The 21,708-nt window shown below is 57.3% G+C and carries 21 protein-coding genes; 13 read left to right on the top strand and 8 right to left on the bottom strand.

Translation table 11 applies throughout. The annotated features are described in order from the left end of the window. The first annotated feature begins 48 nt into the window (after positions 1–48). From GOV85_RS11600 to GOV85_RS11585, 4 genes are read left to right on the top strand one after another with little or no spacing between them, the layout of a single operon-like run. The gene (locus tag GOV85_RS11600) at positions 49–771 is read left to right on the top strand and encodes a molybdopterin-binding protein (protein ID WP_171178265.1); all 723 of its coding nucleotides are present in this window, start codon (positions 49–51) and stop codon (positions 769–771) included. Beyond that, positions 768–1,478, top strand: coding sequence for a GNAT family N-acetyltransferase (locus GOV85_RS11595; protein ID WP_171178263.1), 711 nt, complete (start codon positions 768–770; stop codon positions 1,476–1,478). Before GOV85_RS11600 ends, GOV85_RS11595 begins: the two co-directional genes overlap by 4 nt. Before the next feature lie 30 nt (positions 1,479–1,508). Next, on the top strand, positions 1,509–2,066 hold the full coding sequence (locus GOV85_RS11590) for a peroxidase-related enzyme (protein ID WP_171178845.1): 558 nt from the start codon (positions 1,509–1,511) through the stop codon (positions 2,064–2,066). Beyond that, positions 2,063–2,965: an OmpA family protein gene (locus GOV85_RS11585; RefSeq protein ID WP_171178261.1), complete on the top strand. Its 903-nt coding sequence runs from the start codon at positions 2,063–2,065 to the stop codon at positions 2,963–2,965. The genes GOV85_RS11590 and GOV85_RS11585 overlap by 4 nt, the downstream gene beginning before the upstream one ends. 77 nt (positions 2,966–3,042) lie before the next feature. Here the strand turns inward: GOV85_RS11585 and GOV85_RS11580 are convergent, their stop codons facing one another. Further along, complete coding sequence (locus GOV85_RS11580; RefSeq protein WP_171178259.1) at positions 3,043–3,948, bottom strand: LysR family transcriptional regulator; 906 nt, start codon at positions 3,946–3,948, stop codon at positions 3,043–3,045. A gap of 227 nt (positions 3,949–4,175) precedes the next feature. Here GOV85_RS11580 and GOV85_RS11575 point away from each other — a divergent pair, with 227 nt between their 5' ends. Both GOV85_RS11575 and GOV85_RS11570 read left to right on the top strand, forming a co-directional pair. Further along, complete coding sequence (locus GOV85_RS11575) at positions 4,176–4,616, top strand: DUF4399 domain-containing protein (protein WP_171178257.1); 441 nt, start codon at positions 4,176–4,178, stop codon at positions 4,614–4,616. A gap of 67 nt (positions 4,617–4,683) precedes the next feature. Continuing rightward, the gene (locus GOV85_RS11570; protein WP_171178255.1) at positions 4,684–5,292 is read left to right on the top strand and encodes a LysE family translocator; all 609 of its coding nucleotides are present in this window, start codon (positions 4,684–4,686) and stop codon (positions 5,290–5,292) included. A gap of 6 nt (positions 5,293–5,298) precedes the next feature. Here GOV85_RS11570 and GOV85_RS11565 read toward each other — a convergent pair whose 3' ends face one another. Continuing rightward, positions 5,299–7,326: an NADPH-dependent 2,4-dienoyl-CoA reductase gene (locus GOV85_RS11565; RefSeq protein ID WP_171178253.1), complete on the bottom strand. Its 2,028-nt coding sequence runs from the start codon at positions 7,324–7,326 to the stop codon at positions 5,299–5,301. A 137-nt stretch (positions 7,327–7,463) separates the two neighbouring features. On the opposite strand from GOV85_RS11565, the gene GOV85_RS11560 reads away from it, so the two are divergent. Next, positions 7,464–7,958: an RNA pyrophosphohydrolase gene (locus GOV85_RS11560; protein WP_171178252.1), complete on the top strand. Its 495-nt coding sequence runs from the start codon at positions 7,464–7,466 to the stop codon at positions 7,956–7,958. A 67-nt stretch (positions 7,959–8,025) separates the two neighbouring features. Then, entirely contained in the window at positions 8,026–8,670 is a 645-nt protein-coding gene (locus GOV85_RS11555) for a hemolysin III family protein (protein WP_171178250.1), read from the top strand. A 59-nt stretch (positions 8,671–8,729) separates the two neighbouring features. Here the strand turns inward: GOV85_RS11555 and GOV85_RS11550 are convergent, their stop codons facing one another. Next, the gene (locus GOV85_RS11550; RefSeq protein ID WP_171178243.1) at positions 8,730–9,719 is read right to left on the bottom strand and encodes an adenosine kinase; all 990 of its coding nucleotides are present in this window, start codon (positions 9,717–9,719) and stop codon (positions 8,730–8,732) included. Beyond that, on the bottom strand, positions 9,716–10,360 hold the full coding sequence (gene nth / locus GOV85_RS11545; protein WP_171178242.1) for an endonuclease III: 645 nt from the start codon (positions 10,358–10,360) through the stop codon (positions 9,716–9,718). The genes GOV85_RS11550 and nth overlap by 4 nt, the downstream gene beginning before the upstream one ends. A 116-nt stretch (positions 10,361–10,476) precedes the next feature. Here nth and GOV85_RS11540 point away from each other — a divergent pair, with 116 nt between their 5' ends. Beyond that, positions 10,477–11,328: a bifunctional helix-turn-helix domain-containing protein/methylated-DNA--[protein]-cysteine S-methyltransferase gene (locus GOV85_RS11540; RefSeq protein ID WP_171178240.1), complete on the top strand. Its 852-nt coding sequence runs from the start codon at positions 10,477–10,479 to the stop codon at positions 11,326–11,328. A gap of 56 nt (positions 11,329–11,384) precedes the next feature. Here GOV85_RS11540 and GOV85_RS11535 read toward each other — a convergent pair whose 3' ends face one another. After that, a complete protein-coding gene (locus GOV85_RS11535; RefSeq protein WP_171178238.1) occupies positions 11,385–12,824 on the bottom strand; it encodes an aldehyde dehydrogenase family protein in 1,440 nt (479 codons plus the stop codon). A 214-nt stretch (positions 12,825–13,038) separates the two neighbouring features. Between GOV85_RS11535 and GOV85_RS11530 the strand changes: the two genes are divergently transcribed. Further along, entirely contained in the window at positions 13,039–13,689 is a 651-nt protein-coding gene (locus tag GOV85_RS11530) for a peroxiredoxin (protein WP_039543105.1), read from the top strand. 227 nt (positions 13,690–13,916) lie between these two features. On the opposite strand, the gene GOV85_RS11525 is transcribed toward GOV85_RS11530, so the two are convergent. After that, entirely contained in the window at positions 13,917–14,606 is a 690-nt protein-coding gene (locus GOV85_RS11525) for an outer membrane protein (protein WP_171178236.1), read from the bottom strand. Between the two features lie 255 nt (positions 14,607–14,861). On the opposite strand from GOV85_RS11525, the gene GOV85_RS11520 reads away from it, so the two are divergent. Then, positions 14,862–15,497, top strand: coding sequence for a DUF1326 domain-containing protein (locus GOV85_RS11520; protein ID WP_171178234.1), 636 nt, complete (start codon positions 14,862–14,864; stop codon positions 15,495–15,497). Positions 15,498–15,503: 6 nt separating this feature from the next. Here the strand turns inward: GOV85_RS11520 and GOV85_RS11515 are convergent, their stop codons facing one another. Both GOV85_RS11515 and pnp read right to left on the bottom strand, forming a co-directional pair. Beyond that, the gene (locus GOV85_RS11515) at positions 15,504–16,508 is read right to left on the bottom strand and encodes a Hint domain-containing protein (protein WP_171178232.1); all 1,005 of its coding nucleotides are present in this window, start codon (positions 16,506–16,508) and stop codon (positions 15,504–15,506) included. Between the two features lie 177 nt (positions 16,509–16,685). Further along, a complete protein-coding gene (pnp, locus tag GOV85_RS11510; protein ID WP_171178230.1) occupies positions 16,686–18,833 on the bottom strand; it encodes a polyribonucleotide nucleotidyltransferase in 2,148 nt (715 codons plus the stop codon). A 479-nt stretch (positions 18,834–19,312) separates the two neighbouring features. Between pnp and GOV85_RS11505 the strand changes: the two genes are divergently transcribed. Together GOV85_RS11505 and GOV85_RS11500 are read left to right on the top strand one after the other, a co-directional pair. Continuing rightward, positions 19,313–20,914, top strand: a complete 1,602-nt coding sequence (locus tag GOV85_RS11505; protein ID WP_171178228.1) for a BCCT family transporter — start codon at positions 19,313–19,315, stop codon at positions 20,912–20,914. Between the two features lie 100 nt (positions 20,915–21,014). Continuing rightward, positions 21,015–21,680, top strand: coding sequence for a hypothetical protein (locus GOV85_RS11500; protein ID WP_171178226.1), 666 nt, complete (start codon positions 21,015–21,017; stop codon positions 21,678–21,680). Positions 21,681–21,708 lie beyond the last annotated feature (28 nt).

Here is a 21,708-nt window from a genome sequence, read left to right as displayed (position 1 = left end):
TTCAGGGCCTATACCTGCCCCTGAGAACGATCAAGAGGGGAGGGCGCCATGGCCAATCCAACTGCAGCAATGCTGGTGATCGGGGATGAAATCCTGTCCGGCCGCACCCGTGATGCCAACATGCACTTTCTGGCGCAGGAGCTGACCAAACACGGCATCGACCTGAAAGAAGTGCGCATTGTCAGCGATGACGCCCCCGCCATCGAAGCGGCGGTCAAAGCACTGTCTGATGCCTATGACACCGTCTTTACCAGTGGCGGCATCGGTCCGACACATGACGATATCACCGCCGATTGCATCGCGCGGGCCTTCGACACGCCGATTGATATTCGGGATGACGCGCGGGCGCTGTTGCAGGCGCATTACGACAAATCGGGGTTGGAGCTGAATGCCGCCCGACTGCGCATGGCCCGCATTCCCGATGGTGCGGCGCTGATCGACAATCCGGTCTCGACTGCACCGGGCTTTATCCTTGCGAACGTGCATGTGATGGCCGGTGTGCCTTCGGTGTTTCAGGCCATGGTGGCCAGTGTTCTGCCAACGTTAACCGGAGGCAGTCCCTTGCTGTCGCAAACTCTGCGCGTGGATCGGGGCGAGGGCGATATTGCCGCAAACCTGTCCGCCTTGGCCGAAGAGTTCAGCGACCTGTCCATTGGCTGTTATCCGTTCCAGATCAACGGGGCCTTCGGTGCCAACGTTGTGATACGGGGCACTGACGGAAGGCAGATCGATGCGGCGATGACCCGTCTGGCGAAAGAGTTGGAGCTTTGAGCACCAACTGGGCGGATATTGTCGACGGCACTTGGCCCGCCGCAGGCTACAAGGCGCTTGGCCCGTTCCAACTGCGCGAAGGGCAGGGTGGTGGGTCACGCGTGTCTGCCGCCAACGCGCTGGGTCCTGCCAGGGACGCGGATATTGACGCCGCCGAGGCCGCAATGCTGGCCATGGGGCAAAAACGCATTTTCTGTCTGCGTCCGGGTGATGAGGCTCTGGACGCGAAACTGGCTGATCGGGGGTACAGCGTTCTGGACCCGGTCAACATCTATGCCTGTCCGGTCGACCTGCTGACAGATCAACCGATCCCTCCGATCATGGTCTTCTCGGTCTGGGAGCCGCTTGAGATCATGCGTGAAATCTGGGCTTCGGCCGGGATTGGGCCAGAACGCCAAGCGGTGATGGCGCGCGCGAAGGGCCCCAAAACCAGTCTGTTGTTGCGCCACAACGACAAGCCCAGTGGCGTAGCATTTGTCGCGATGCACGGGGATGTTGCGATGGTCCACGCACTTGAAATCCTGCCCGATCATCGCCGCCAAGGTCTGGGCCACTGGACCATGCGCGCGGCGGCAATCTGGGCGCGGGACAATGGCGCGCAGACCCTCAGCGTGATCTGCACCAAGGCCAACGTGGGAGCCAATGGTCTTTATCGCGCACTCGGGATGGAGCTTGCGGGCGAATACCATTACCGTCACCTTGAGTGAACTGAAGAGGCCGCCGTGACACAGAAAGACATGCCCACCGCGCTGAACCTGCCCATGGTCGATCCGCTGCCGCCGGAAACGCAGAAATACTTTGATATCTGTGTCGAAAAGCTGGGAATGGTGCCGAACGTATTGAAAGCCAACGCATTCGACATCGACAAGCTGAACGCCTTCACAGCGATGTACAATGACCTGATGCTGGTCGACAGCGGCTTGTCCAAGCTGGAGCGCGAGATGATTGCGGTGGTGGTATCGTCGATCAACAAGTGCTTCTACTGTCTGGTCGCACATGGCGCGGCGGTGCGTCAGCTATCGGGTAATCCGCAACTGGGTGAGATGCTGGTGATGAATTACCGCGTCGCGCCGCTGGAGCCGCGTCAACGTGCGATGTTGGATTTTGCCGCCAAGATGACCACTGCCAGTGCCGAGATTGAAGAACCTGACCGCCAGAAACTGCGCGATGCCGGGTTCACCGACCGGGATATCTGGGACATTGCCAATGTCACCGGGTTCTTCAACATGTCCAACCGGGTGGCCAGCGCGACCGCAATGGTACCCAACGAAGAATATCACGCACAGTTTCGATGATCCGCGCCGCCGCCCTTGTTTCAATGCTTCTGACAGGTCCGGTTCTGGCACAGGACCTGACACTGCCCAGCAGTGCGCGTCAGATCAGCGACCGGACCTCGCCGCTGGATAGCTATGACCTACCGACGGGGCCTTATGCCGATGGTGCAGTGCCAGCAAAGACCGTTGAGGGGCAGGTCGAACGGTTCACATGGCGGCTTCAGGCCGGGTCCAGTACGACCCTGCAACTTCTGGCCCCGCTGCGCGACCAGATCGAGGCGCAGGGATACAAAATCCTGTTCGAATGCGAGGCTCAAAACTGTGGCGGCTTCGATTTTCGATTTGGTACCGAAGTTGTGCCGACACCGGACATGTATGTCGCCATTCAGGATTACCGCTTCCTGTCGGCCACCAAAGGGCCTGTTGTGTTGAGCCTGTTGGTCAGTCGCAACCCGCCGGATGGCTATGTTCAGCTTATCCGTGTGACGCCGCAGGATGCTCCTGACCCTGATCCGGTGGTGATCGAACAGGCCGTCGAAGGTTCGGGCGGATTGCTCGAGGCTCTGACTAGCACTGGGCATGTGATCCTGGATGATTTGCATTTCCCTACGGGCGAGGTGGCGTTAGGAGAAGGGCCATTTGGCTCACTGGCCCTGCTGGCCGGATATCTGGCCGACAACCCGGAGACGCGGTTGGCGCTGGTGGGGCATACCGACGACACCGGCGCGCTGTCGGCCAATATCTCTGTCAGCAAAAGCCGGGCCGAGGCCGTACGCACCCGATTGATCGAGGCGCATGGCGTGGCCCCCGAGCGGATTGAGGCGCAAGGCGTGGGCTATCTGGCTCCGATAACGTCCAATGCAACGCCTGAAGGGCGCGACCTGAACCGCCGGGTCGAGGCGGTTTTATTGGTCAACTGAAACTGTGCCGCCGAGTCTGAAGGCAAAAAAAGACCCGCACTTTGACATGCGGGTCATAGGTTGGTCTTCAGGGAGAATTACCAGTCCATCGGGCCTTTGTCGTGGTAGGAATTGACCAGGAAGTCGATGAAGGCCCGAACTTTGGGTTGTGTGAAGCGGCCGGGTGGGTAGACGGCATAGATGCCCTGAACCTCATCCGGCAGTGATGGCATGGCGTCGACCACCTGCCCTGATTTAAGCGCATCGGCATAAAGATAGCTGGGCAGATACGCGATCCCCAGCCCCGAGATGGCCGCGTTCAGCAGCGACTGCCCGTCATTCACGCTCAGCCAGCCCGCAGTGCGCACCTGACGCTTTTCACCCGAAGGTGCCGTCAGTTTCCAGACATTGCCCGAGGACTGGCTGGAATAGTGCAGCAGCTTGTGTTCGTTCAGATCATCAATCTTCTGCGGGCGACCGAAGCGCTCTATGTAGCTGGGCGCAACCACCATGCGCTTCACGGTTTCAGTCAGTTTACGGGCGCGCAACGTGCTGTCTTCCAGCTCGCCAATGCGGACGGCCACGTCAAATCCTTCGGAAATCAGTTCGACATAACGGTTGTTCAGAACCATGTTCACGGTGATGTCGGGATAGGCGGCCAGGAACTCGGACAGAACGGGGGACAGGTGATTCACGCCGAAATCCGTGGCAACGCTGATGCGCAACAGGCCAGATGGGGCCGACTGCATTGAGGTGACCAGCGAATCTGCCTCGCCCGCGTCATTCAGAACGCGCCGTGCGCGGTCATAATAGGCAAGGCCGATTTCTGTCGGCGACACCCGACGCGTGGTGCGGTTCAGCAACCGGGCCCCCAGACGCGCTTCGAGGCTCGAGACATGTTTGGACACGGCGGATTTGGAGATGCCCATCTTTTTGGCCGCATCGGTGAAGCCACCTTGGTCCACCACATTGGCGAAGGCTTCCATTTCAGTCAGTCGGTCCATACTTGTTCCCCAGATCTTGATTTCCTCCCTGACTATGGCGCTGAATCTGGGCGGAAACGGGGCATACATGGGATAATATCAGGGATTTGAATCGGATCGTTTGCGTATGGGAAACGCAGAAACAGTGGTTTCCAAATGCGCCGCAGCCCCTGTGTGGCTGTGTTTTTTGGCCAATTGGACTAATCTATTAGTTTGAGAATGGCATTTTTGTGACAAGGGAGGAGACCATGAAGACCGTTTTCACCATCGCTGCCTTTTGCCTTTTTGCGGGTTTCGCACACGCCGGGGGTGAAACGCCTTCGAACCCCGAAGCAAAGGTCTATTTCGTCAATTTGTCAGACGGTGACGCAGTGCAATCGCCGGTTACGGTTGTCTTTGGCCTCAGCGGAATGGGTGTCGCTCCGGCAGGGACCGAGAAGGAAAACACCGGCCACCACCACTTGCTGCTTAACCGCCCACCAATTGGTGAGGGTGATGACGGCGCAGATGAGCTGGCCTATGGCCTGCCCGCCGACGACAACCACATGCACTTCGGAGGCGGTCAGACCGAGGTGACACTGGACCTGCCCCCTGGTCAGCACACGTTGCAACTGGTGCTGGGGGACGCGGGCCATGTGCCGCATAACCCGCCGATTGTGTCCGAGGTGATTACGATTACCGTCGAATAAGCAACCACGGGCCTGTTTACTTTCGCGTTGATGTGGGGAACTCTCCGGCGCGTGTTCGGGGGGTTTCATGTCGCTTGAGTTTCTTCTTACGTCCTTGATCGTTGTTCTGTTGCCGGGTACCGGCGTCATCTACACGCTGGCCATTGGGCTTGGCCGAGGATTTCGCGCCAGCGTCGCGGCAGCAGCAGGCTGTACACTTGGGATCGTGCCCGCCGCTGTAGCCAGCATTATCGGCCTGGCCGCTTTGCTGCATACAAGCGCGCTGGCCTTTCAGGTGCTCAAATACCTTGGCGTGCTCTACCTGTTCTATATGGCGTGGGGAATCGTCCGTGAGGGCGGTGCGATGGAAGTGAGCGCCGAAAAATCCGGTAAAGGCTACCTAAAGATTGCGACGACCGGCACGCTTATCAACGTTTTGAACCCTAAGTTGTCTTTGTTCTTCCTTGCGTTCCTGCCGCAATTCCTGCCCGCCGACACAAGCGATGCGGGGCTGGCTTTGGTGCAACTGGCGCTTGCGTTCATGGCGATGACCTTTGTTGTATTCATCGCCTACGGGGCCTGCGCGGCTTTGGCGCGGGACTACATAATCCACCGCCCGTCAGTGATGGCCTGGATCAAACGTTGTTTTGCAACAGCCTTCGGCGCGCTTGGGGTAAAACTTGCGCTGTCCGACTGACCAAGCTTAAAGCTCGGCCGCCAATCGTGTTCCTTGATTGATCGCACGTTTGGCGTCCAGTTCGGCCGCTACATCCGCACCGCCGATTACGTGCGGGGTAACGCCGCGTTCGATCAGTGCGTCCGCGAGCGACCGGTCTGAAACCTGCCCGGCACACAAAACGATCGTATCCGCCGAGATCACTGTGGGGTCTGCACGGTCTTCGCCAAAGCTGACATGCAGGCCGTCGTCATCAATGCGCTCATAGTTCACGCCGCCCACGAAGTTGACGTTTTTCATCTTCAACGCTGCACGGTGAATCCAGCCAGTGGTTTTGCCCAATCCCTTGCCGTGCGCCTGTTTCTTGCGCTGTAGCAATGTGACCTGACGCGCTGGCGCGCTGGGTTGAGGCCCTTCTGGCGCAAGGCCCGAGCGGTGCTCGGCCGGGTCTGTCACGCCCCATTCCTTCATCCAAAGCGGCAAGTCGGTGGTTGCGCTGTGCCCGTCCTCCAAAAGAAATTCGGAGACGTCAAAGCCGATGCCACCTGCACCGATCACGGCGACAGATTCGCCGACTTCGGCCTTGCCACGCAGCACGTCGATATAGCTGAGGACATTTTTCCGATCCTGCCCGGGAATCTGTGGATCACGCGGGGTGACGCCGGTTGCGATGATCACTTCGTCAAAGCCGGCCAGGTCGTCGGCGCTGACCTCACGGTTCAATTCCACCTTCACGCCCAGATCGGCCATCATTGTGCGATACCAGTCGACCAGCCCCCAGAACTCTTCCTTGCCCGGCACCTGTTTGGCCATGTTCAACTGTCCGCCAATCTCTGCGGCGCGGTCAAACAAAGTCACGTCGTGACCACGCTGGGCGGCTGTCATGGCCGTGGACAGACCGGCGGGGCCCGCACCGACAATGGCAACGTTTTTCTGCGTTGTGGCGGGCTCAATCACCAGCTCAGTCTCATGACAGGCGCGGGGATTGACCAGGCATGTCGTCAGTTTGCCGCTGAATGTATGGTCCAAACAGGCCTGGTTGCAGGCGATGCAAGGCGCGATCTGCGCAGATTGTCCTGCGATTGCTTTGTTGACAAAATCCGCGTCCGCCAGCATCGGGCGGGCCATCGAAACCATATCGGCACAGCCGGTGGCCAAGACCTCTTCGGCGACCTCGGGCGTGTTGATCCGGTTTGAGGTGATCACAGGTATCGAAACCTTGCCCATCAACTTTTTCGTCACCCAAGCAAAGGCTGCACGCGGGACGCTGGTGGCGATGGTCGGAATCCGCGCCTCGTGCCAACCAATGCCGGTATTGATGATTGTGGCACCGGCCTTTTCTACTTCTTGCGCCAGTTGCACCACTTCTTCATGGGTTGAACCATTGGGGACCAGATCAATCATCGAAAGGCGGTAGATGATGATGAAATCGCGGCCAACGGCCTCGCGCGTGCGGCGCACGACCTCAATCGGCAGGCGCATTCTGTTTTCGTAGGACCCGCCCCAGCGGTCTGTGCGTTTGTTGGTATGGGTCACAAGGAACTGGTTCAGGAAATACCCTTCAGACCCCATGATCTCGACCCCGTCATAGCCCGCCTGTTGGGCCAGAACGGCGGCGTTTACAATGTCGCTGATCTGTTTTTCGATGCCGTCTTCATCCAGCTCATTTGGCGGAAAGGGAGAGATAGGGGACTTCACCGGGCTTGGGGCTACGCATTTCGGGCCATAGGCATAGCGGCCTGCGTGCAGGATCTGCATCGCAATCTTGCCGCCTGCTTCGTGCACCCGCTGGGTCACGATGGAATGGTTCGCCACCTCTTTTTCATTGGTCATCATCGACGCGCCGGGCAGAACCGAGCCCTCAAGATTTGGACCAATGCCACCTGTCACCATAAGCGCCACGCCGCCGCGCGCCCGGTCCGCATAGAATTCAGCCACCCGGTTCCAGTCACCGGTTTCCTCAAGCCCCGTATGCATCGAGCCCATCAGCACGCGGTTCTTCAAGGTAGTAAAGCCCAGATCCAGCGGGGCCAGCATGTTTGGGTACGCAGTCATGGCGAAACTCTCCCTCCCGAATATGCGAGTTAGATTGACCTTCGCGTCACCTTTGTCACGCGAAACCCCACGTCACCCTCTTTGCTGTTGCCCCTGTGGTTGTTAGAGGTTGGCGGAACAACCCGAAGAGGCCCCGTATGACCCCCGAAGACATCGCCAAGCTACCCTATCGCCCATGTGTGGGGCTAATGCTGATAAATGCGGACGGCAGGATTTTTGTGGGTCAGCGCAATGATCGCCACAAAGACGCGTGGCAGATGCCGCAGGGCGGCGTGGACAAAGGCGAAGACCCGCGCGATGCGGCCCTGCGCGAGTTGTGGGAGGAAACCGGGGTAACCTCGGACCTGGTGGAGATCGTGGCCGAAACCGACGGTTGGCTGCTCTACGATCTGCCGCAGGACATCGTGCCCAGGATCTGGAAAGGGCGCTATCGCGGGCAAGAGCAGAAATGGTTCCTACTGCGCTTTGTCGGTAAGGATGACCAGATCAACATCGAAACCGACCACCCAGAGTTTTCACAATGGAAATGGCAAGCGCCTGATCGGTTGATCGACGAGATCGTACCGTTCAAACGGGACGTGTACGAGCAAGTGCTGGCGGCTTTTGAAGACCACCTCGGCTCGTATAAGTGACGCTTGGGAAAGTTGGACATCCTTTTGGCGGGACTTTAGCGCAGAGCTGTTTTTTAACTGGCCAGTCATGATGCAAACAACCTATCCCAGCCCAATACGCGCGCATCGCACCGCGGACATGGTTGTCCATGTGATCGGGTTGTCCTTGATCCTGACGGCTGGGGGTTTGCTGATCGTGAACGCCTATCAGCGTCTGGATGTCGCGCTGCTTTTTGCTGTCATCGTTTATGTTCTTTGCGCGCTAGCGTCGAACCTTGCGTCTTGTGCCTATCATTTCGCGCCCTGGCATGACCGTCGCAAGTTGTTGCGCCGTATCGACCACGCCGCGATTTATCCCAGTATCTGCGGGACGTTCACACCATTCTTCGTTCAGGCGGGCACGGCATGGACCATGACCTTGCTTTGGGTGTGCTGGGGGCTGACCATCGCAGCCGTCTGGAACAAGATCGCGAATGAGACGGTTAAGTCGCGATGGTCGACGGCGTCATACCTTGGTTTGGGTGGTATCGGTTTAGGCGCAATCCCAGACATGACCACCGTTCCCGCAGCCACCCTTTGGTGCATTGCGGGCGGTGCAGTCAGCTATGTCGTTGGAACGATGTTTTACGCCCAAAAGACACTGCCGTTTCGTTATGCGATTTGGCACGTCTGGGTGAACCTGGGTGGGGTTCTGATGTTCGTCGGAATCTGGCTGGCGCTGTTTTCTAACTAAAGGGTAGGGTTGGGGCGCTGACGCCCCAATCCATTTTGTGAAAAGGATTCGATCCGAGGTCAGAGCAACCCTTCGGCGCGCAGCAATTCCTGCATGTTTGCCTCGGGGCGCGGACCGATATGGCTGATGACTTCGCGGGCACAGACATTGCCGATCTTTGCACAAGTCTCGTAATCTCGACCTGTGGCCATGCCAAACAGGAAGCCCGCAGCAAACTGATCGCCAGCACCTGTTGCATCCACGGGCACAATCTTTTCAACCGGCACGTCAATGCGGTTGTCACCACTCAGAACAGTGACACCGTCGCCTGACCGGGTGCAGACCACCAGCGGACAGATTGCGGCTGTTTTGGCCAGCGCTTCCTCCAAGTCGTCGGTTTCGAACAGAGATTTGATCTCGGCCTCGTTGCCGATCACGAAATCCAGCTCATTCTCGATCAGCAACAGGAAATCGACCCGGTGACGTTCCACGCAGAACGGGTCGGAAATGGCGATACCGGCCTTGCCACCACCCTTATGACAGGCACGTGCAGCTTCAAGAAACGCGGCTTTGCCTTTTTCTTTGTCGAACAGATAACCTTCGAGGAACATGATCTGGCTGTTGCCTGCAACATCATCCGAAACGTCCTGCGAAGACAGCTCGGACGAAATCCCCAGATAAGTGTTCATCGACCGCTCGCCATCGGGCGACACAAAGATCATCGAACGCGAGGTCGGCAGCTCTCCTCCCGCGACCGGGGGGTTCACGAAGTCAACGCCGTCTTCGTTCATCGCATCCGCATAGAACCGCCCCAGCGCGTCGTCATGCACGCGCCCGATAAAAGCGGCGTCCAGTCCAAGGGCACCGGCACCTGCAATCGTGTTGGCGACCGAACCGCCAGGCGTCTGCACGCGGCCTTCCATCGAGGCATAGAGAACTTCACCGCGCTCCTGCTCGATCAGCTGCATGATGCCTTTCTCGATGCCCATCAGTTCCAGGAAACTGTCGTCGGCCTGGGAAATCACGTCTACGACGGCATTTCCGATGCCGGTCAGTTGGTAAGTTTTCATTGGGTTTTGTCCTCGAATCGACAGAGATCACGGATGATGCAGGTCGGGCATTGCGGCTTGCGTGCCTTGCAATGGTACCGGCCATGCAGGATCAGCCAGTGATGCGCATGTAGTTGAAAGTCAGCAGGTATGTTGTCTTCGATGGCGCGCTCGACTGCGTCTACGTCCTTGCCGGGGCAAATGCCGGTTCGGTTGCCTACGCGAAAGATGTGCGTATCAACCGCCTGCGCGGGTTGCCGCCACCACATGTTCAGCACCACATTGGCCGTCTTGCGGCCTACACCGGGTAGGGATTGCAACGCGGCGCGTGAGTTGGGCACCTCGCCATCATAGTCCTCGACCAGAATTCGGCTGAGTTTGATGACATTCTTCGCCTTTTGGCGGAACAGGCCTATGGTCTTGATATGTTCGATCAGACCCTGTTCGCCCAGGTCCAGCATCTTTTGTGGTGTGTCGGCGATCTTGAACAGCTCGCGCGTGGCTTTGTTGACGCCAGCGTCGGTCGCTTGCGCCGACAGCGCCACGGCCACGACCAGGGTATAGACGTTCACATGCTCCAGCTCGCCCTTGGGTTCGCGGTCGGCGTCCTGAAAGCGCGTAAAGATCTCGCGGATCGTATGATAATCGAGTTGCTTTGCCATCCGGGCCTTAATGCCGCCCAAGGTCCCGTGACACAAGCCCAAAGCCAATGCGCAAGTTCCGGGTCGCTTGGGCGTGGCCTGCGCGCTATGGTTTTGTCAGGAAATGAGGTGGAACCATGAATGTCCAGACCCCGGAAAGCGGATACCACTACAACGTCATGCGCCGCGCGATCGATCTGATCGATCAGGGCGGCGAGGGCCTTAGCCTTGATGAGCTGGCCCACCAGATGGATATGAGCCCGGCCCATTTCCAACGTCTGTTCTCGCGTTGGACTGGGGTGTCACCGAAGAGATACCAGCAGTACCTGACACTAGGCCATGCAAAGGCATTACTGCGGGAACGATTCACCACGCTGGAAACGGCACATAACGTTGGCCTCTCGGGCAGCGGACGCCTGCATGATTTGTTCCTGAAATGGGAATCCATGAGTCCCGGCGAATACGCCCGCAAGGGTGAAGGTCTCACGATCTATTGGGGTTGGTTCGAATGCCCCTTTGGTCCTGCGCTTGTCATGGGAACAGACAAAGGTATCTGCGGCATGGCCTTTGGGGCAGAGACCGGGGAAGAGGCCGCGATGGAGGACATGATTTCGCGCTGGCCCAAAGCGGATTTCGTCGAGGATCCGATGCGTTTGCGTCCTTGGGTGCTCAGCGCTTTTGGGGCTGCCAGCGACCGGTTGGAACCAACGCCGCTTTACCTGATCGGATCGCCCCTGCAGATCAAAGTGTGGGAAGCGTTGATGCATATCCCATCAGGACAAGTCACCACCTATTCCGAGATCGCGCAGCGCGTAGGCTCGCCACAAGCCGTGCGTGCGGTGGGAACGGCAGTTGGGCGTAACCCGGTTAGTTGGTTGATCCCCTGTCACCGCGCGCTGCGCAAATCGGGTGGCCTTGGCGGCTATCACTGGGGCCTACCGGTAAAGCGGGCCATGCTGGCGTACGAAGCTGCTCAGGCGGATGCCTGAGTCATAGAGTGAGGCATCCTAAGGTGCCTCACGCTTGGTTCACGTTGCAATCTGGCTTATTCTGCAGCCCAGCCGCCGACGGCTTTGATTTCCAGAAAGTCTTCCAGACCAAAGACACCGCCTTCGCGCCCGTTGCCAGATTGCTTCATGCCGCCGAACGGAGAGCCCGCGCTGCGTGATTGACCATTCATTTCAACCATGCCCGAGCGTAAGACCCGCGCCATGCGATTGGCTCGCGCGCCGTCTTGGGTCTGAACATAGTTGGTCAGGCCATAGGGCGTGTCGTTGGCTATCTCGATGGCTTCTTCTTCGGTGTCGAAGGGGATCATGGTCAGAACCGGACCAAAGATCTCTTCGCGTGCGATGGTCATCTGGTTGTTGGCGTCGGCAAAAACCGTCGGGCGGACATAGTAGCCCTTGTTCAGCCCCTCGGGCCGTCCGGTGCCACCGGCGACCAAACGCGCGCCTTCGTCAATGCCCTTTTGAATCAGATCCTGAATCTTGGTCCACTGAACCTCATTCACCACCGGACCGATATGGCGGCCCTCTTCCATTGCGGGACCAACCTTGACCATGTTTGCAACCTCGGCCGCCGTTTCCACTGCCTTGTCGTAGATCGGGCGTTGAACAAGCATCCGGCTGGGGGCGTTACAGCTTTGGCCGGTGTTTTGCATCATGTGCAGCACGCCGCGTTTGACCGCCTTCTCGTCGGCGTCCTCAAAGACCACATTGGCACCTTTGCCGCCCAATTCCAGATGCACTTTTTTGAGCGTCTCGGCTGCGTTCTTCGAAATCGCCGTGCCAGCACGGGTTGAGCCGGTAAAGCTGACCATATCGACATCCTTATGGCCCGATAGCTGAGAGCCAACGCCCACCCCGTCACCGTTGACCAGATTGAACACACCGGGTGGGAAGCCTGCCTCGTCCATCATCTCGGCAAAGATCATCGCGTTCAACGGGCTTTGTTCTGACGGTTTCAAAACCATCGTACAGCCCGCAATTGCCGCCGCGCCGACCTTGAGCGTGATCTGGTTCATAGGCCAGTTCCAGGGTGTGATCAGCGCGGCAACGCCAACAGCCTCGTAAATGATCCGGTCATTTGGTGCGTGATCTCCAAGCGGGCGCTCAAACTCGAATGCTTTGGCAGCGCGAATGAAGTTCTTCAGATGGTAGATGCCCGCCCCAGCCTGCGCCGAACGGGCCAGATCGATGGGCGCCCCCATCTCAAGCGACATGGCTTGCGCCAGATCCTCGGACCGCGCCGCATAAAGATCCACCAGTTTTTCAACCAGCGCTATGCGGGTTTCCACCGGGGTTTCCATCCAGCCGGGAAGGGCGGCCTTGGCCGCCGCGACGGCTGCATTTGTGTCGGCTTCCGCGCCAAGCGAAATCACTGCGCAGGGTTCTTCGGTCGAGGGGTTTATGACCTCGAAATCATTGGGCTGCGACGGCGCGACCCAATGACCGTTAATATAGAAATCCCGTTTTTCGATCATCGTGCGCCCTCCTGAAGGTTCAGCCTTAAATCGGTGTTTCGGACACACTCTGTCACCCATACTTAGACTGGGCAATAGTGAATTTGATCAAATTATTTTCTTGGGAGGTCTGTAAATTCCTTATCCCTAGACGCATAGGATGGTTTAACCTGCGCGCAAAGTGATTAGGTTCCAAGCAACCGACTCAGGTTTTTAACAGGAAAGGAGATGCCCCATGGGTTTGCGCATCAACGATACCGTCCCAAATTTCACAGCAGAAACGGATCAGGGTACCGTTCAGTTTCACGACTGGATCGGCGACAGCTGGGCCATTCTGTTCTCGCACCCAAAGGATTTCACGCCTGTTTGCACCACCGAGTTTTCTGCCGTTGCGCAACTGAATGACGAATGGGCTGCGCGCAACACCAAGGTGATCGGTGTTTCGGTCGACGGGGTCGAGGACCACAAGAAGTGGAAAAAAGACATCGAAGAATACGGCAAAGCCAATCCTGGTTTCCCGATCATCGCCGATGACGGACTGGCTGTGTCCAAAGCCTTCGATATGCTGCCCGCTGAAGCGTATCTGCCGGACGGTCGCACTCCTGCAGACAGCGCCACTGTGCGTTCAGTCTTCATCATCGGCCCGGACAAGCAACTGAAGCTGTCGATGACCTATCCGATGACCGTGGGCCGGAACTTTGCCGAGATCCTGCGTGCGCTGGACGGGCTGCAGATGTCAGCCAAGGGTGTTGCGACACCGGCCAATTGGGTTCCGGGCGAGGACGTAATTATCCCGCCGACCGTTTCCAACGAAGATGCCAAGGCCAAGTTTGGCGAGTTTGAGACGATCTTCCCATATCTGCGCAAGACCAAAGCACCGTCCTAAGGCGGGCTGAAAGTTGGGGGGCCGTTGGCTCCCCAATCGCGTCTATAGGAATTTTTCCCAAAATGTGTTTAGCGTCGGATGCAACTGGCGGTTGCTGATCGCATGGCAATCCGCAGAATGTTTGATCTGCGCTTTATTTTGTCGATTTTTTCAGAATGCCCCCGCACCAGAGGCGCGAGGGCATAACGGGGAAGGGAAACCGGAGAGAAACCTAACCCCCGATTTTATCAAAACTTGTAACGAAGCCCGAAGTTAACGCTGAATGTATCCAGGTCGTCTTCAACCGTTCCCGTCAAAGCGCCGTTCGGGGCCAACCGCTGCGACGACACATCAAAGGCGCGGGCATAGCGGGCGTCTACGGTAAGGGCGGTTGACGGGTTGATGTCATAAGCCACGCCAGCGATCACCTGAGCCGCAAAAGCAGTGTCGCTGTCATCCAGCGCCACACCGGGGCCGTAAGCAAAATCCAGATCCGAATAAGTCGCGCCCAGACCAAAGCCTGCAAACGGGGTCAGCGCACCGGATTGTTTGAAGTCGAACAGCACGTTGGCAAAGAGCGAAGTTTGCGACACGTCGCCGGAAATATTGCCTTCCGGTGCCGGACCGTTGCCCGAGAAATTTACACCATCCACGTCGCTTTCGCGGTATGATAATTCCAGTTCAATACGCGTTCCGACCGTGTCGTTGGACCACTGCGGGATCTCTTTACCGATAGCCACACCCAGGCCAAAACCTGCATCAAAATCCGTATCGACAGATTGGGTCGCGCCGCCAATCGCGCCAGAGAAATTGCTGTCCTGCAACTGACTGTAGCCAATGAAGCCTTGAACATAGGTGCCGTCACCCAGGCTTTGCGCGGTTGCTGCAGTTGAGCCCAGCATCAGGGCGGCGGAGGTCAGGATGAAACGACTAACCATGATCATGTCCTTTGTTCCAAAACGTTTCCACACGTAAATCGTGTGTCTGGCGTTGCATGGAAAGGGCTTGGGCGGTCACATCGGATCACTCTAAATTGGGTCCGTGTGATAGAATAATTCGCTTTATCAAATTGTTGTCGCTCGACAGCAGCAGGTTGGTTTCTGATCTGCGCAGGGATGTGCTAGTATGGCTGAAGGGGGCTGTTCCACAGGCGAAGGCCATCGGGATTTCACTGTACTTTGCAGGAGAGAACCATGGCGTTTACAGATTGGTATGTTGAAGGAGAAAGCTTCGGTAACTGCAATTGCGGTTATGCTTGTCCCTGCCAATTCGAAGAACTGCCCACGCATGGGGATTGCCGGGGCTTCGAGGTGCTTGAGATTGGCAAGGGGCATTTTGGCGACACTGATCTTTGCGGTGCCAAAGCTGCTCTGATTTATGCCTGGCCAGGGCCGATTTTCGAAGGTGGCGGGGAAATGCAGGTGATTGTTGATCCTGCGGCGAGCCCTGCGCAGCGCGCTGCGCTGGAAAAGGTCTTTCATGGAGAAGAAACAGAAGAGATGGCGACGCATTGGTACGTGTTCCGTGCCATGTGCGATAAGGTGCACGAGACTCTCTATTTGCCGATTGAGTTCGAGATGGACATGGAAGAGCGTACTGCCCACGTGTCCATCGGAGATGTGCTGAGCTCGACGGGTCGTCCCATAGAAGCCCCACATGGCGGGGGCGCGCATCGCGTACGCATCGAAATTCCCGGGGGCATCGAATTCTCTGTGGCCGAGATCGGCAGCGCCACAACACGCGCAGATGCGGCGATCAAGCTGGATTTGAAAGACAGTTATGGCCAATGGCACGTCCTGAAACATGGGCCGAGTGGCGTCTTTCACTAGATGATGTCAGGCGGCCCTCTTCTGCAGGTTTGGACTTGTCTGCCAATTTGGAACCATCAGCTCTGATTTCAGAATTTCGGCCTCAAAGGGTTTTAGAACCGGCAGTACCGTTGGCCCGTAATCTTGCGCGCCGCGCGACAGGTCTGGGAACAGGTCGAACAACCTGCGCAGGGTGGCAGGTTCCATCGCACTGAGGGTCGTGTCGCCGGGATAGAAGGATTCGGACCAGATCCCTTCGACATTCACCAGCTCATGCTGATCTAAAAGGATGTGAACATATTCGACCCCCTGCGCAGGCAGGTCCTGTACAATGCTTTGCCCGTTGATCAACGCCTTTGCCGGGGTCAGCATCACGGTCTCGCCATGCATCAGCTCCATCATCGCTGATGTCACGGCGACCCGATGTTGCGGCGACACCAGCAGATCGCGCGTGGGGGCGTTTTGCCCGAAACAGCCCGCCTTCAAGCGCACTGGGCACAGATGCGGAGACGAACGCAGCTCTTGCGTCGACAAATGCCGTCGCCCGATCCAGCGCACTGGCCGGATGCGCCCATCTGTGGTCAGGACAGGATCCCCCGGTACCAGTTCTTCCACCTGGCGCTGCCCGGAGGGCGTCAGGATCAGCGACCCCGTGGTGAAACACACGAAAGAGGGTAGGCTCTGATACGGGGTAGAAGTTGCGGTGCCGCCAAAGCTGGTGTCTTCGATGGTGTCATTCAGCGCAGCCTGCCCCGAAGTGACGATGATATAGCGCGGGTTGCTGAACTGGATCAGGGTGAAACTGACAGGCGCGCCGTTGATCGTTCCGGAATATGTCTCGAACGTACTGAAATTCTGAGACGAGGCGGTAAAGCCCGGCAGCCCGGAAAGATCCAATTGGGTGCTGTCGGGGTCCGGGTCATCCAGGATCGCGTCGTTATCAGTTACTTCAACAGAATACGCGGCCGTGATATCGACGTTGCGCGTGCTGAACGGGTCTGCACTGATTTCATAGACGGTAATCGTGGCCACGGTCGCACAACATCCCTAAGAGCAACAAAATTACCCTTAAGGTTGTGCTAATACGTTTAAGAATCGTTAATGGTTGATTTACCAAGGCCAGAGTATGGGGGCGTGATTGATGACATCTCCAAACAAAAAAGACCCCGGACAGTGCCGGGGCCTTTCGAGCTTGAAGAAAGTTACAGATTACTCTGCGTCTTCTTTCTTTTCTTTCTTCTCGGGAACGACCTCTTCGCCGGTTTCCTGATCGACGACTTTCATCGACAGGCGGACCTTGCCGCGATCGTCAAAGCCCAGCAGCTTGACCTTCACTTCCTGACCTTCCTTCAGAACGTCTGACGGATGGTTCAGGCGGCGATTTTCGATCTGGGACACGTGGACCAGACCGTCGCGCTTGCCAAAGAAGTTCACGAAGGCGCCGAAATCGACGATCTTGACCACTTTACCGGTGTAGATCTGACCTTCTTCCGGTTCGGCCACGATCGAATAGATCATGTCATAAGCCTTCTGGATCGATTCACCGTCGGGCGATGCGATCTTGATGACACCGTCGTCGTTGATGTCGACCTTAGCACCCGAGGTTTCCACGATCTCGCGGATGACCTTACCGCCCGAGCCGATCACTTCGCGGATCTTATCGGTCGGGATGTTCATGGTTTCGATGCGCGGGGCGTGGACCGAGAATTCGTTGGTCTCGGACAGGGCTTTGCCCATCTCGCCCAGAATGTGCATCCGGCCCTCTTTGGCCTGTGCCAGAGCGGTTTCCATGATCTGCGGGGTGATACCTGCGACCTTGATGTCCATCTGCAGCGAGGTGATGCCGTTTTCGGTACCTGCCACTTTGAAGTCCATGTCGCCCAGGTGGTCTTCATCACCCAGAATGTCGGTCAGAACAGCATAGTCGCCATCATCTTCCAGGATCAGACCCATGGCCACACCGGCAACCGGTGCTTTCAGCGGAACACCTGCGTCCATCATCGACAGCGAACCACCGCAGACAGAAGCCATCGAGGAGGAACCGTTGGATTCCGTGATCTCCGACACCACGCGAACGGTATAGGGGAAGTCGGTTGGCGCAGGCAGAACCGCTTGCAGCGCGCGCCATGCCAGCTTGCCGTGGCCGATTTCACGACGGCCGGGCGAACCAACGCGGCCAACTTCACCCACCGAATATGGAGGGAAGTTGTAGTGCAGCAGGAAGTTCGATTTGAAGTTGCCATGCAGCGCGTCGATGAACTGTTCGTCGTCACCGGTGCCCAGCGTGGTTACAGCCAGCGCCTGTGTCTCACCACGGGTGAACAGGGCGGAACCGTGGGTCCGGGGCAGCAGCGAGGTTTCGGCTTCGATGGCGCGCACATCGGTGGTCGAACGACCGTCGATGCGCTTGCCGCCTTTGACGACGTCACCGCGCAGAATACCGGCTTCCAGCTTTTTCATCGCCGAGCCAAGATTGGCGTCTTCCAGCTGTTCCTCGGTCAGCGCTTCTTTGATCGCTTCACGGGCAGCGGCAACAGCTGCGGTGCGCTCTTGCTTGTCGGTGATCGCGAAGGCGGCGCGCATCTGTTCTTCACCGGCAGCGGAAACAGCGGCGTACAGCTCCGAGTAATCGGGAGCGACGAACTCAAACGGCTCTTTCGCGGTTTCTTCGGCCAACGAGATGATCAGGTCGATGACCGGCTGGATTTGCTCATGCGCAAAGGTCACGGCGCCCAGCATTTCGGCTTCGGACAGTTCATAAGCTTCCGACTCCACCATCATCACGGCGTCTTTGGTACCGGCCACAACCAGGTCCAGACGCTGTTCGGGGTTCAGGCGCAGGTCCTGCATATCGTCCACGGTCGGGTTCAGGACGTATTCGCCATCCACGAAACCAACACGGGCACCAGCGATCGGGCCCATGAACGGGGCACCCGAAATGGTCAGTGCAGCCGAAGCAGCGATCATTGCAACGATGTCGGGGTCATTGACCAGATCGTGGGACAGCACGGTGCACATCACCAGAACTTCGTTCTTGAAGCCGTCAACGAACAGCGGGCGGATCGGACGGTCGATTAGACGCGCGGTCAGCGTCTCTTTTTCGGTCGGGCGCGCTTCGCGCTTGAAGAAGCCACCCGGAACCTTACCGGCGGCATAGTATTTTTCTTGGTAGTGTACGGTCAGCGGGAAAAAGTCCTGACCGGGCTTTTGTTGCTTGGCAAAGGTCACGTTGGCCATGACGCTGGTTTCGCCCAGCGTGGCAATCACGGTGCCGTCGGCCTGACGGGCAACCTTGCCGGTTTCCAGTGTCAGCGTCTCTTCGCCCCACTGAATCGATTTCTTCGTTACATCAAACATATGCGTATCCTAGAACGGAGCACTCCCGCCCCTGCGGGTCTCCGGTTTGCATGGCGGCCCCATTGCCGCCGACCCCACTTTATCTTCCATTCGAGTGCCAGGGTCAGGGCACAACGTCTCAGATAACGCGCGCATACATGAGAATGCGTTGGAAGGAAAGAGAAACCGCATCCGGCGGCCGGATCATGCTGAGACAGATCGAAGCTTTCCTTTTGTACGTAATTTTCAGGTCAGGGCATGAAACTGAACGTCGTGAAACAGGGCGTTTTTTCCGGGCAGGGGATAATAAATCGCAAAAAAATTTTATCGCTAACATAGGTGAGATCGAATGCAATTGAAAAAATAGCAAGGCTGTATAAGCTCTTACGAACCAGCCTGCGGTCGAAATGACGGAAACGCGCCAAGGGGGTAACTATCTCATAACCGTCCGCCGACCGAATACCTTGGCGTTTGCAAAAAGCGAACAGAAGGGCAATCGAATGGCACAAACAAAGAAGATGCTGGATCCGGACCCCCGGATTTACGACTTCGAAACGGAATATGAGCTGGGTCAGGATAACGTCCGGCCATTTGGTCTGGATATTCACAACCCGGTCTTTCTGATCTCGAGTATTTTGATCTTTGCGTTCGTTCTGATCGCATTGGCCAACCAAGAGGCTGCGGCTTCTTTCTTCGGCTGGCTCCGGCCCTGGCTGACCAGCACGTTTGACTGGTTCCTGGTTCTTTCGGTCGACGCAATTACCCTGTTTTGTCTGGTTCTGATCATTCTGCCGGTCGGCAGTGTTCGGATCGGCGGCAAGGATGCCAAGCCTGACTATTCCTATGCCGGATGGATCGCGATGATGTTCGCCGCCGGTATTGGTATCGGTCTGCTGTTCTTTGGCGTGATGGAGCCGGTCTATTATAACTTTGCCGAAAGCGGGAATGCGCGGCCCTTGGGCATTGATATTGCCGTTCCGGGCAATGAATACATCGGCATCGTCGGCACAATCCATCATTGGGGGCTGGAAGGCTGGGCGGTCTATGCCGCTGTGGGTCTGAGCCTTGCGATTTTTGCCTATAACCTGAATCTGCCACTGACCCTGCGCTCGGCCTTTTATCCAATCCTGGGCGAGCGTGTCTGGGGCTGGTGGGGCCATATCATCGACACGCTTGCGGTGTTTGCGACGTTGTTCGGCCTGACGACCTCTTTGGGTCTTGGGGCGCAGCAAGTTGCGGCGGGGCTGAACGAGGTGTTCGGCATCGAACCCAGTCCGACCGTGACCGTGCTGCTGATCATCGGCATCACCATGATCGCGCTGGGATCAGTCCTTATGGGCATGGATGCAGGCGTGAAACGGCTGAGTGAGATCAACATGATCATGGCTGTGGGCCTGTTCCTTTTCGTCATTGTTGTCACCGGCGTTGGCACAGCCATCGCGCGGTATTTCAACGTGATGGTGGATTACGTGACGCACCTTCCGGCGCTGTCGAACCCGTTCGGGCGAGAAGACACCAGCTATTTCCACGGCTGGACGACCTTCTACTGGGCCTGGTGGATCGCATGGTCGCCGTTTGTAGGCATGTTCATCGCCCGCATCTCCAAGGGACGCACGGTGCGAGAGTTCATCCTCTGCGCGCTGCTGGCCCCGACGGCAGTCTGCGCCCTGTGGATGTCGACCTTCGGCGGTGCAGCCATCGACATGCTGAACGCAGGCGGAGCGGAAGGTGTCCGCGCCACCGTGATCGACAGCTACGCCCCCGAAGGCGCGCTGTTCGGCTTCCTGAAAGAGCTGCCGCTTTATGGCATCGTCGCGCCCATCGCGTTGATCCTGATCGTGGTGTTCTTTGTCACCTCGTCCGACTCGGGTTCGCTGGTAATCGATACGATTACGGCGGGCGGCAAGATGGATGCGCCAGTTGTACAGCGCGTGTTCTGGTGCACGCTCGAAGGCCTGGTGGCCATCGCCCTGCTGCTTGGAGGCGGGTTGTCCGCCCTGCAGGGTGCTGCGGTTTCAACAGGGATACCGTTCACGCTAGTGGTCCTGATAATGTGCTACTGCCTGTGGCTGGCGCTAAAGTCGGAGAAGGCGAAGATGTAAGTTCTACGCGCGAAAACAACGAAACGCCCGCCATTTGGCGGGCGTTTTGAGTCCCTTATCGGACCTTCACCGAACATTGAGGATTTGACTGTGAGGCAAGTTGCAAACTGCAGGTTCCGGACGTTCAAAATCAGGTATCGGTTGGCTGGCGAGCGAACAAAACCCCAAACCTAAAGTCGGCTTCCGTCATGATGCTCGTGTGACCCGAGACAGCATTAACATTACTGAAATAACTGATAGCCGCAGTCTAATGTGTAAGACAGGTTTTAGGGACCAAAAACCAAGACGATTCAGGTTGGGTATTGTGATGACGTTAAAGTTCTTTTGGACTGGCTTGCTCTTTTTTCTTATCCCTTTGTCTGCTGAAGCGGACACTGCATTCTTCAAGATTTGTCAAAACTACCGATCAGGTCAGTTCCGGTCTTGCACCCCATTGGACAAAATCGAATTCACTGCTTTGGGTACGGAAGTTCTTCACGTGTATTCGGATTTGACATGGGCTCCAGATGGTGCTCGCCAGCACCCAGACATCTATCTTCGATGGCTACATGTCTCGCCGGATGGCACGGAGACGCTGGTTGCATCTTACCCGGATGTGCCAGCTTATCGCTGGCGACCGTCCCAAACCGTTCCTGTTACACGCTGGCATATTGAAGTCACAGTTTGGAAGGACCTCGAAGGTAGTTTTGTCTTTCAGGCCTATACGCAGCCCGCGGCAATCGAGGACAGCCTGATCGAACAACTTTCGGTGCCTGTGATCAAGTAACTAAGGGAGAAGCCCGTTGAGATATTTG

It is taken from the genome of Ruegeria sp. HKCCA4633 (genome assembly GCF_013034605.1).
GTDB lineage: Bacteria > Pseudomonadota > Alphaproteobacteria > Rhodobacterales > Rhodobacteraceae > Ruegeria.
This window is presented reverse-complemented; position numbering and strand designations above follow the sequence as displayed.

Excerpts from the sequence above, each read along its gene's own strand:
- GOV85_RS11570 (WP_171178255.1), top strand. The coding sequence starts at position 4,684 with ATGTCGCTTGAGTTTCTTCTTACGTCCTTGATCGTTGTTCTGTTGCCG.
- GOV85_RS11585 (WP_171178261.1), top strand. The coding sequence starts at position 2,063 with ATGATCCGCGCCGCCGCCCTTGTTTCAATGCTTCTGACAGGTCCGGTT.
- GOV85_RS11520 (WP_171178234.1), top strand. The coding sequence starts at position 14,862 with ATGGCGTTTACAGATTGGTATGTTGAAGGAGAAAGCTTCGGTAACTGC.
- GOV85_RS11535 (WP_171178238.1), bottom strand. The coding sequence starts at position 12,824 with ATGATCGAAAAACGGGATTTCTATATTAACGGTCATTGGGTCGCGCCG.
- GOV85_RS11550 (WP_171178243.1), bottom strand. The coding sequence starts at position 9,719 with ATGAAAACTTACCAACTGACCGGCATCGGAAATGCCGTCGTAGACGTG.
- nth (WP_171178242.1), bottom strand. The coding sequence starts at position 10,360 with ATGGCAAAGCAACTCGATTATCATACGATCCGCGAGATCTTTACGCGC.
- GOV85_RS11600 (WP_171178265.1), top strand. The coding sequence starts at position 49 with ATGGCCAATCCAACTGCAGCAATGCTGGTGATCGGGGATGAAATCCTG.
- GOV85_RS11590 (WP_171178845.1), top strand. The coding sequence starts at position 1,509 with ATGCCCACCGCGCTGAACCTGCCCATGGTCGATCCGCTGCCGCCGGAA.
- GOV85_RS11525 (WP_171178236.1), bottom strand. The coding sequence starts at position 14,606 with ATGGTTAGTCGTTTCATCCTGACCTCCGCCGCCCTGATGCTGGGCTCA.
- pnp (WP_171178230.1), bottom strand. The coding sequence starts at position 18,833 with ATGTTTGATGTAACGAAGAAATCGATTCAGTGGGGCGAAGAGACGCTG.
- GOV85_RS11580 (WP_171178259.1), bottom strand. The coding sequence starts at position 3,948 with ATGGACCGACTGACTGAAATGGAAGCCTTCGCCAATGTGGTGGACCAA.
- GOV85_RS11560 (WP_171178252.1), top strand. The coding sequence starts at position 7,464 with ATGACCCCCGAAGACATCGCCAAGCTACCCTATCGCCCATGTGTGGGG.
- GOV85_RS11565 (WP_171178253.1), bottom strand. The coding sequence starts at position 7,326 with ATGACTGCGTACCCAAACATGCTGGCCCCGCTGGATCTGGGCTTTACT.
- GOV85_RS11555 (WP_171178250.1), top strand. The coding sequence starts at position 8,026 with ATGATGCAAACAACCTATCCCAGCCCAATACGCGCGCATCGCACCGCG.
- GOV85_RS11540 (WP_171178240.1), top strand. The coding sequence starts at position 10,477 with ATGAATGTCCAGACCCCGGAAAGCGGATACCACTACAACGTCATGCGC.
- GOV85_RS11575 (WP_171178257.1), top strand. The coding sequence starts at position 4,176 with ATGAAGACCGTTTTCACCATCGCTGCCTTTTGCCTTTTTGCGGGTTTC.
- GOV85_RS11530 (WP_039543105.1), top strand. The coding sequence starts at position 13,039 with ATGGGTTTGCGCATCAACGATACCGTCCCAAATTTCACAGCAGAAACG.
- GOV85_RS11505 (WP_171178228.1), top strand. The coding sequence starts at position 19,313 with ATGGCACAAACAAAGAAGATGCTGGATCCGGACCCCCGGATTTACGAC.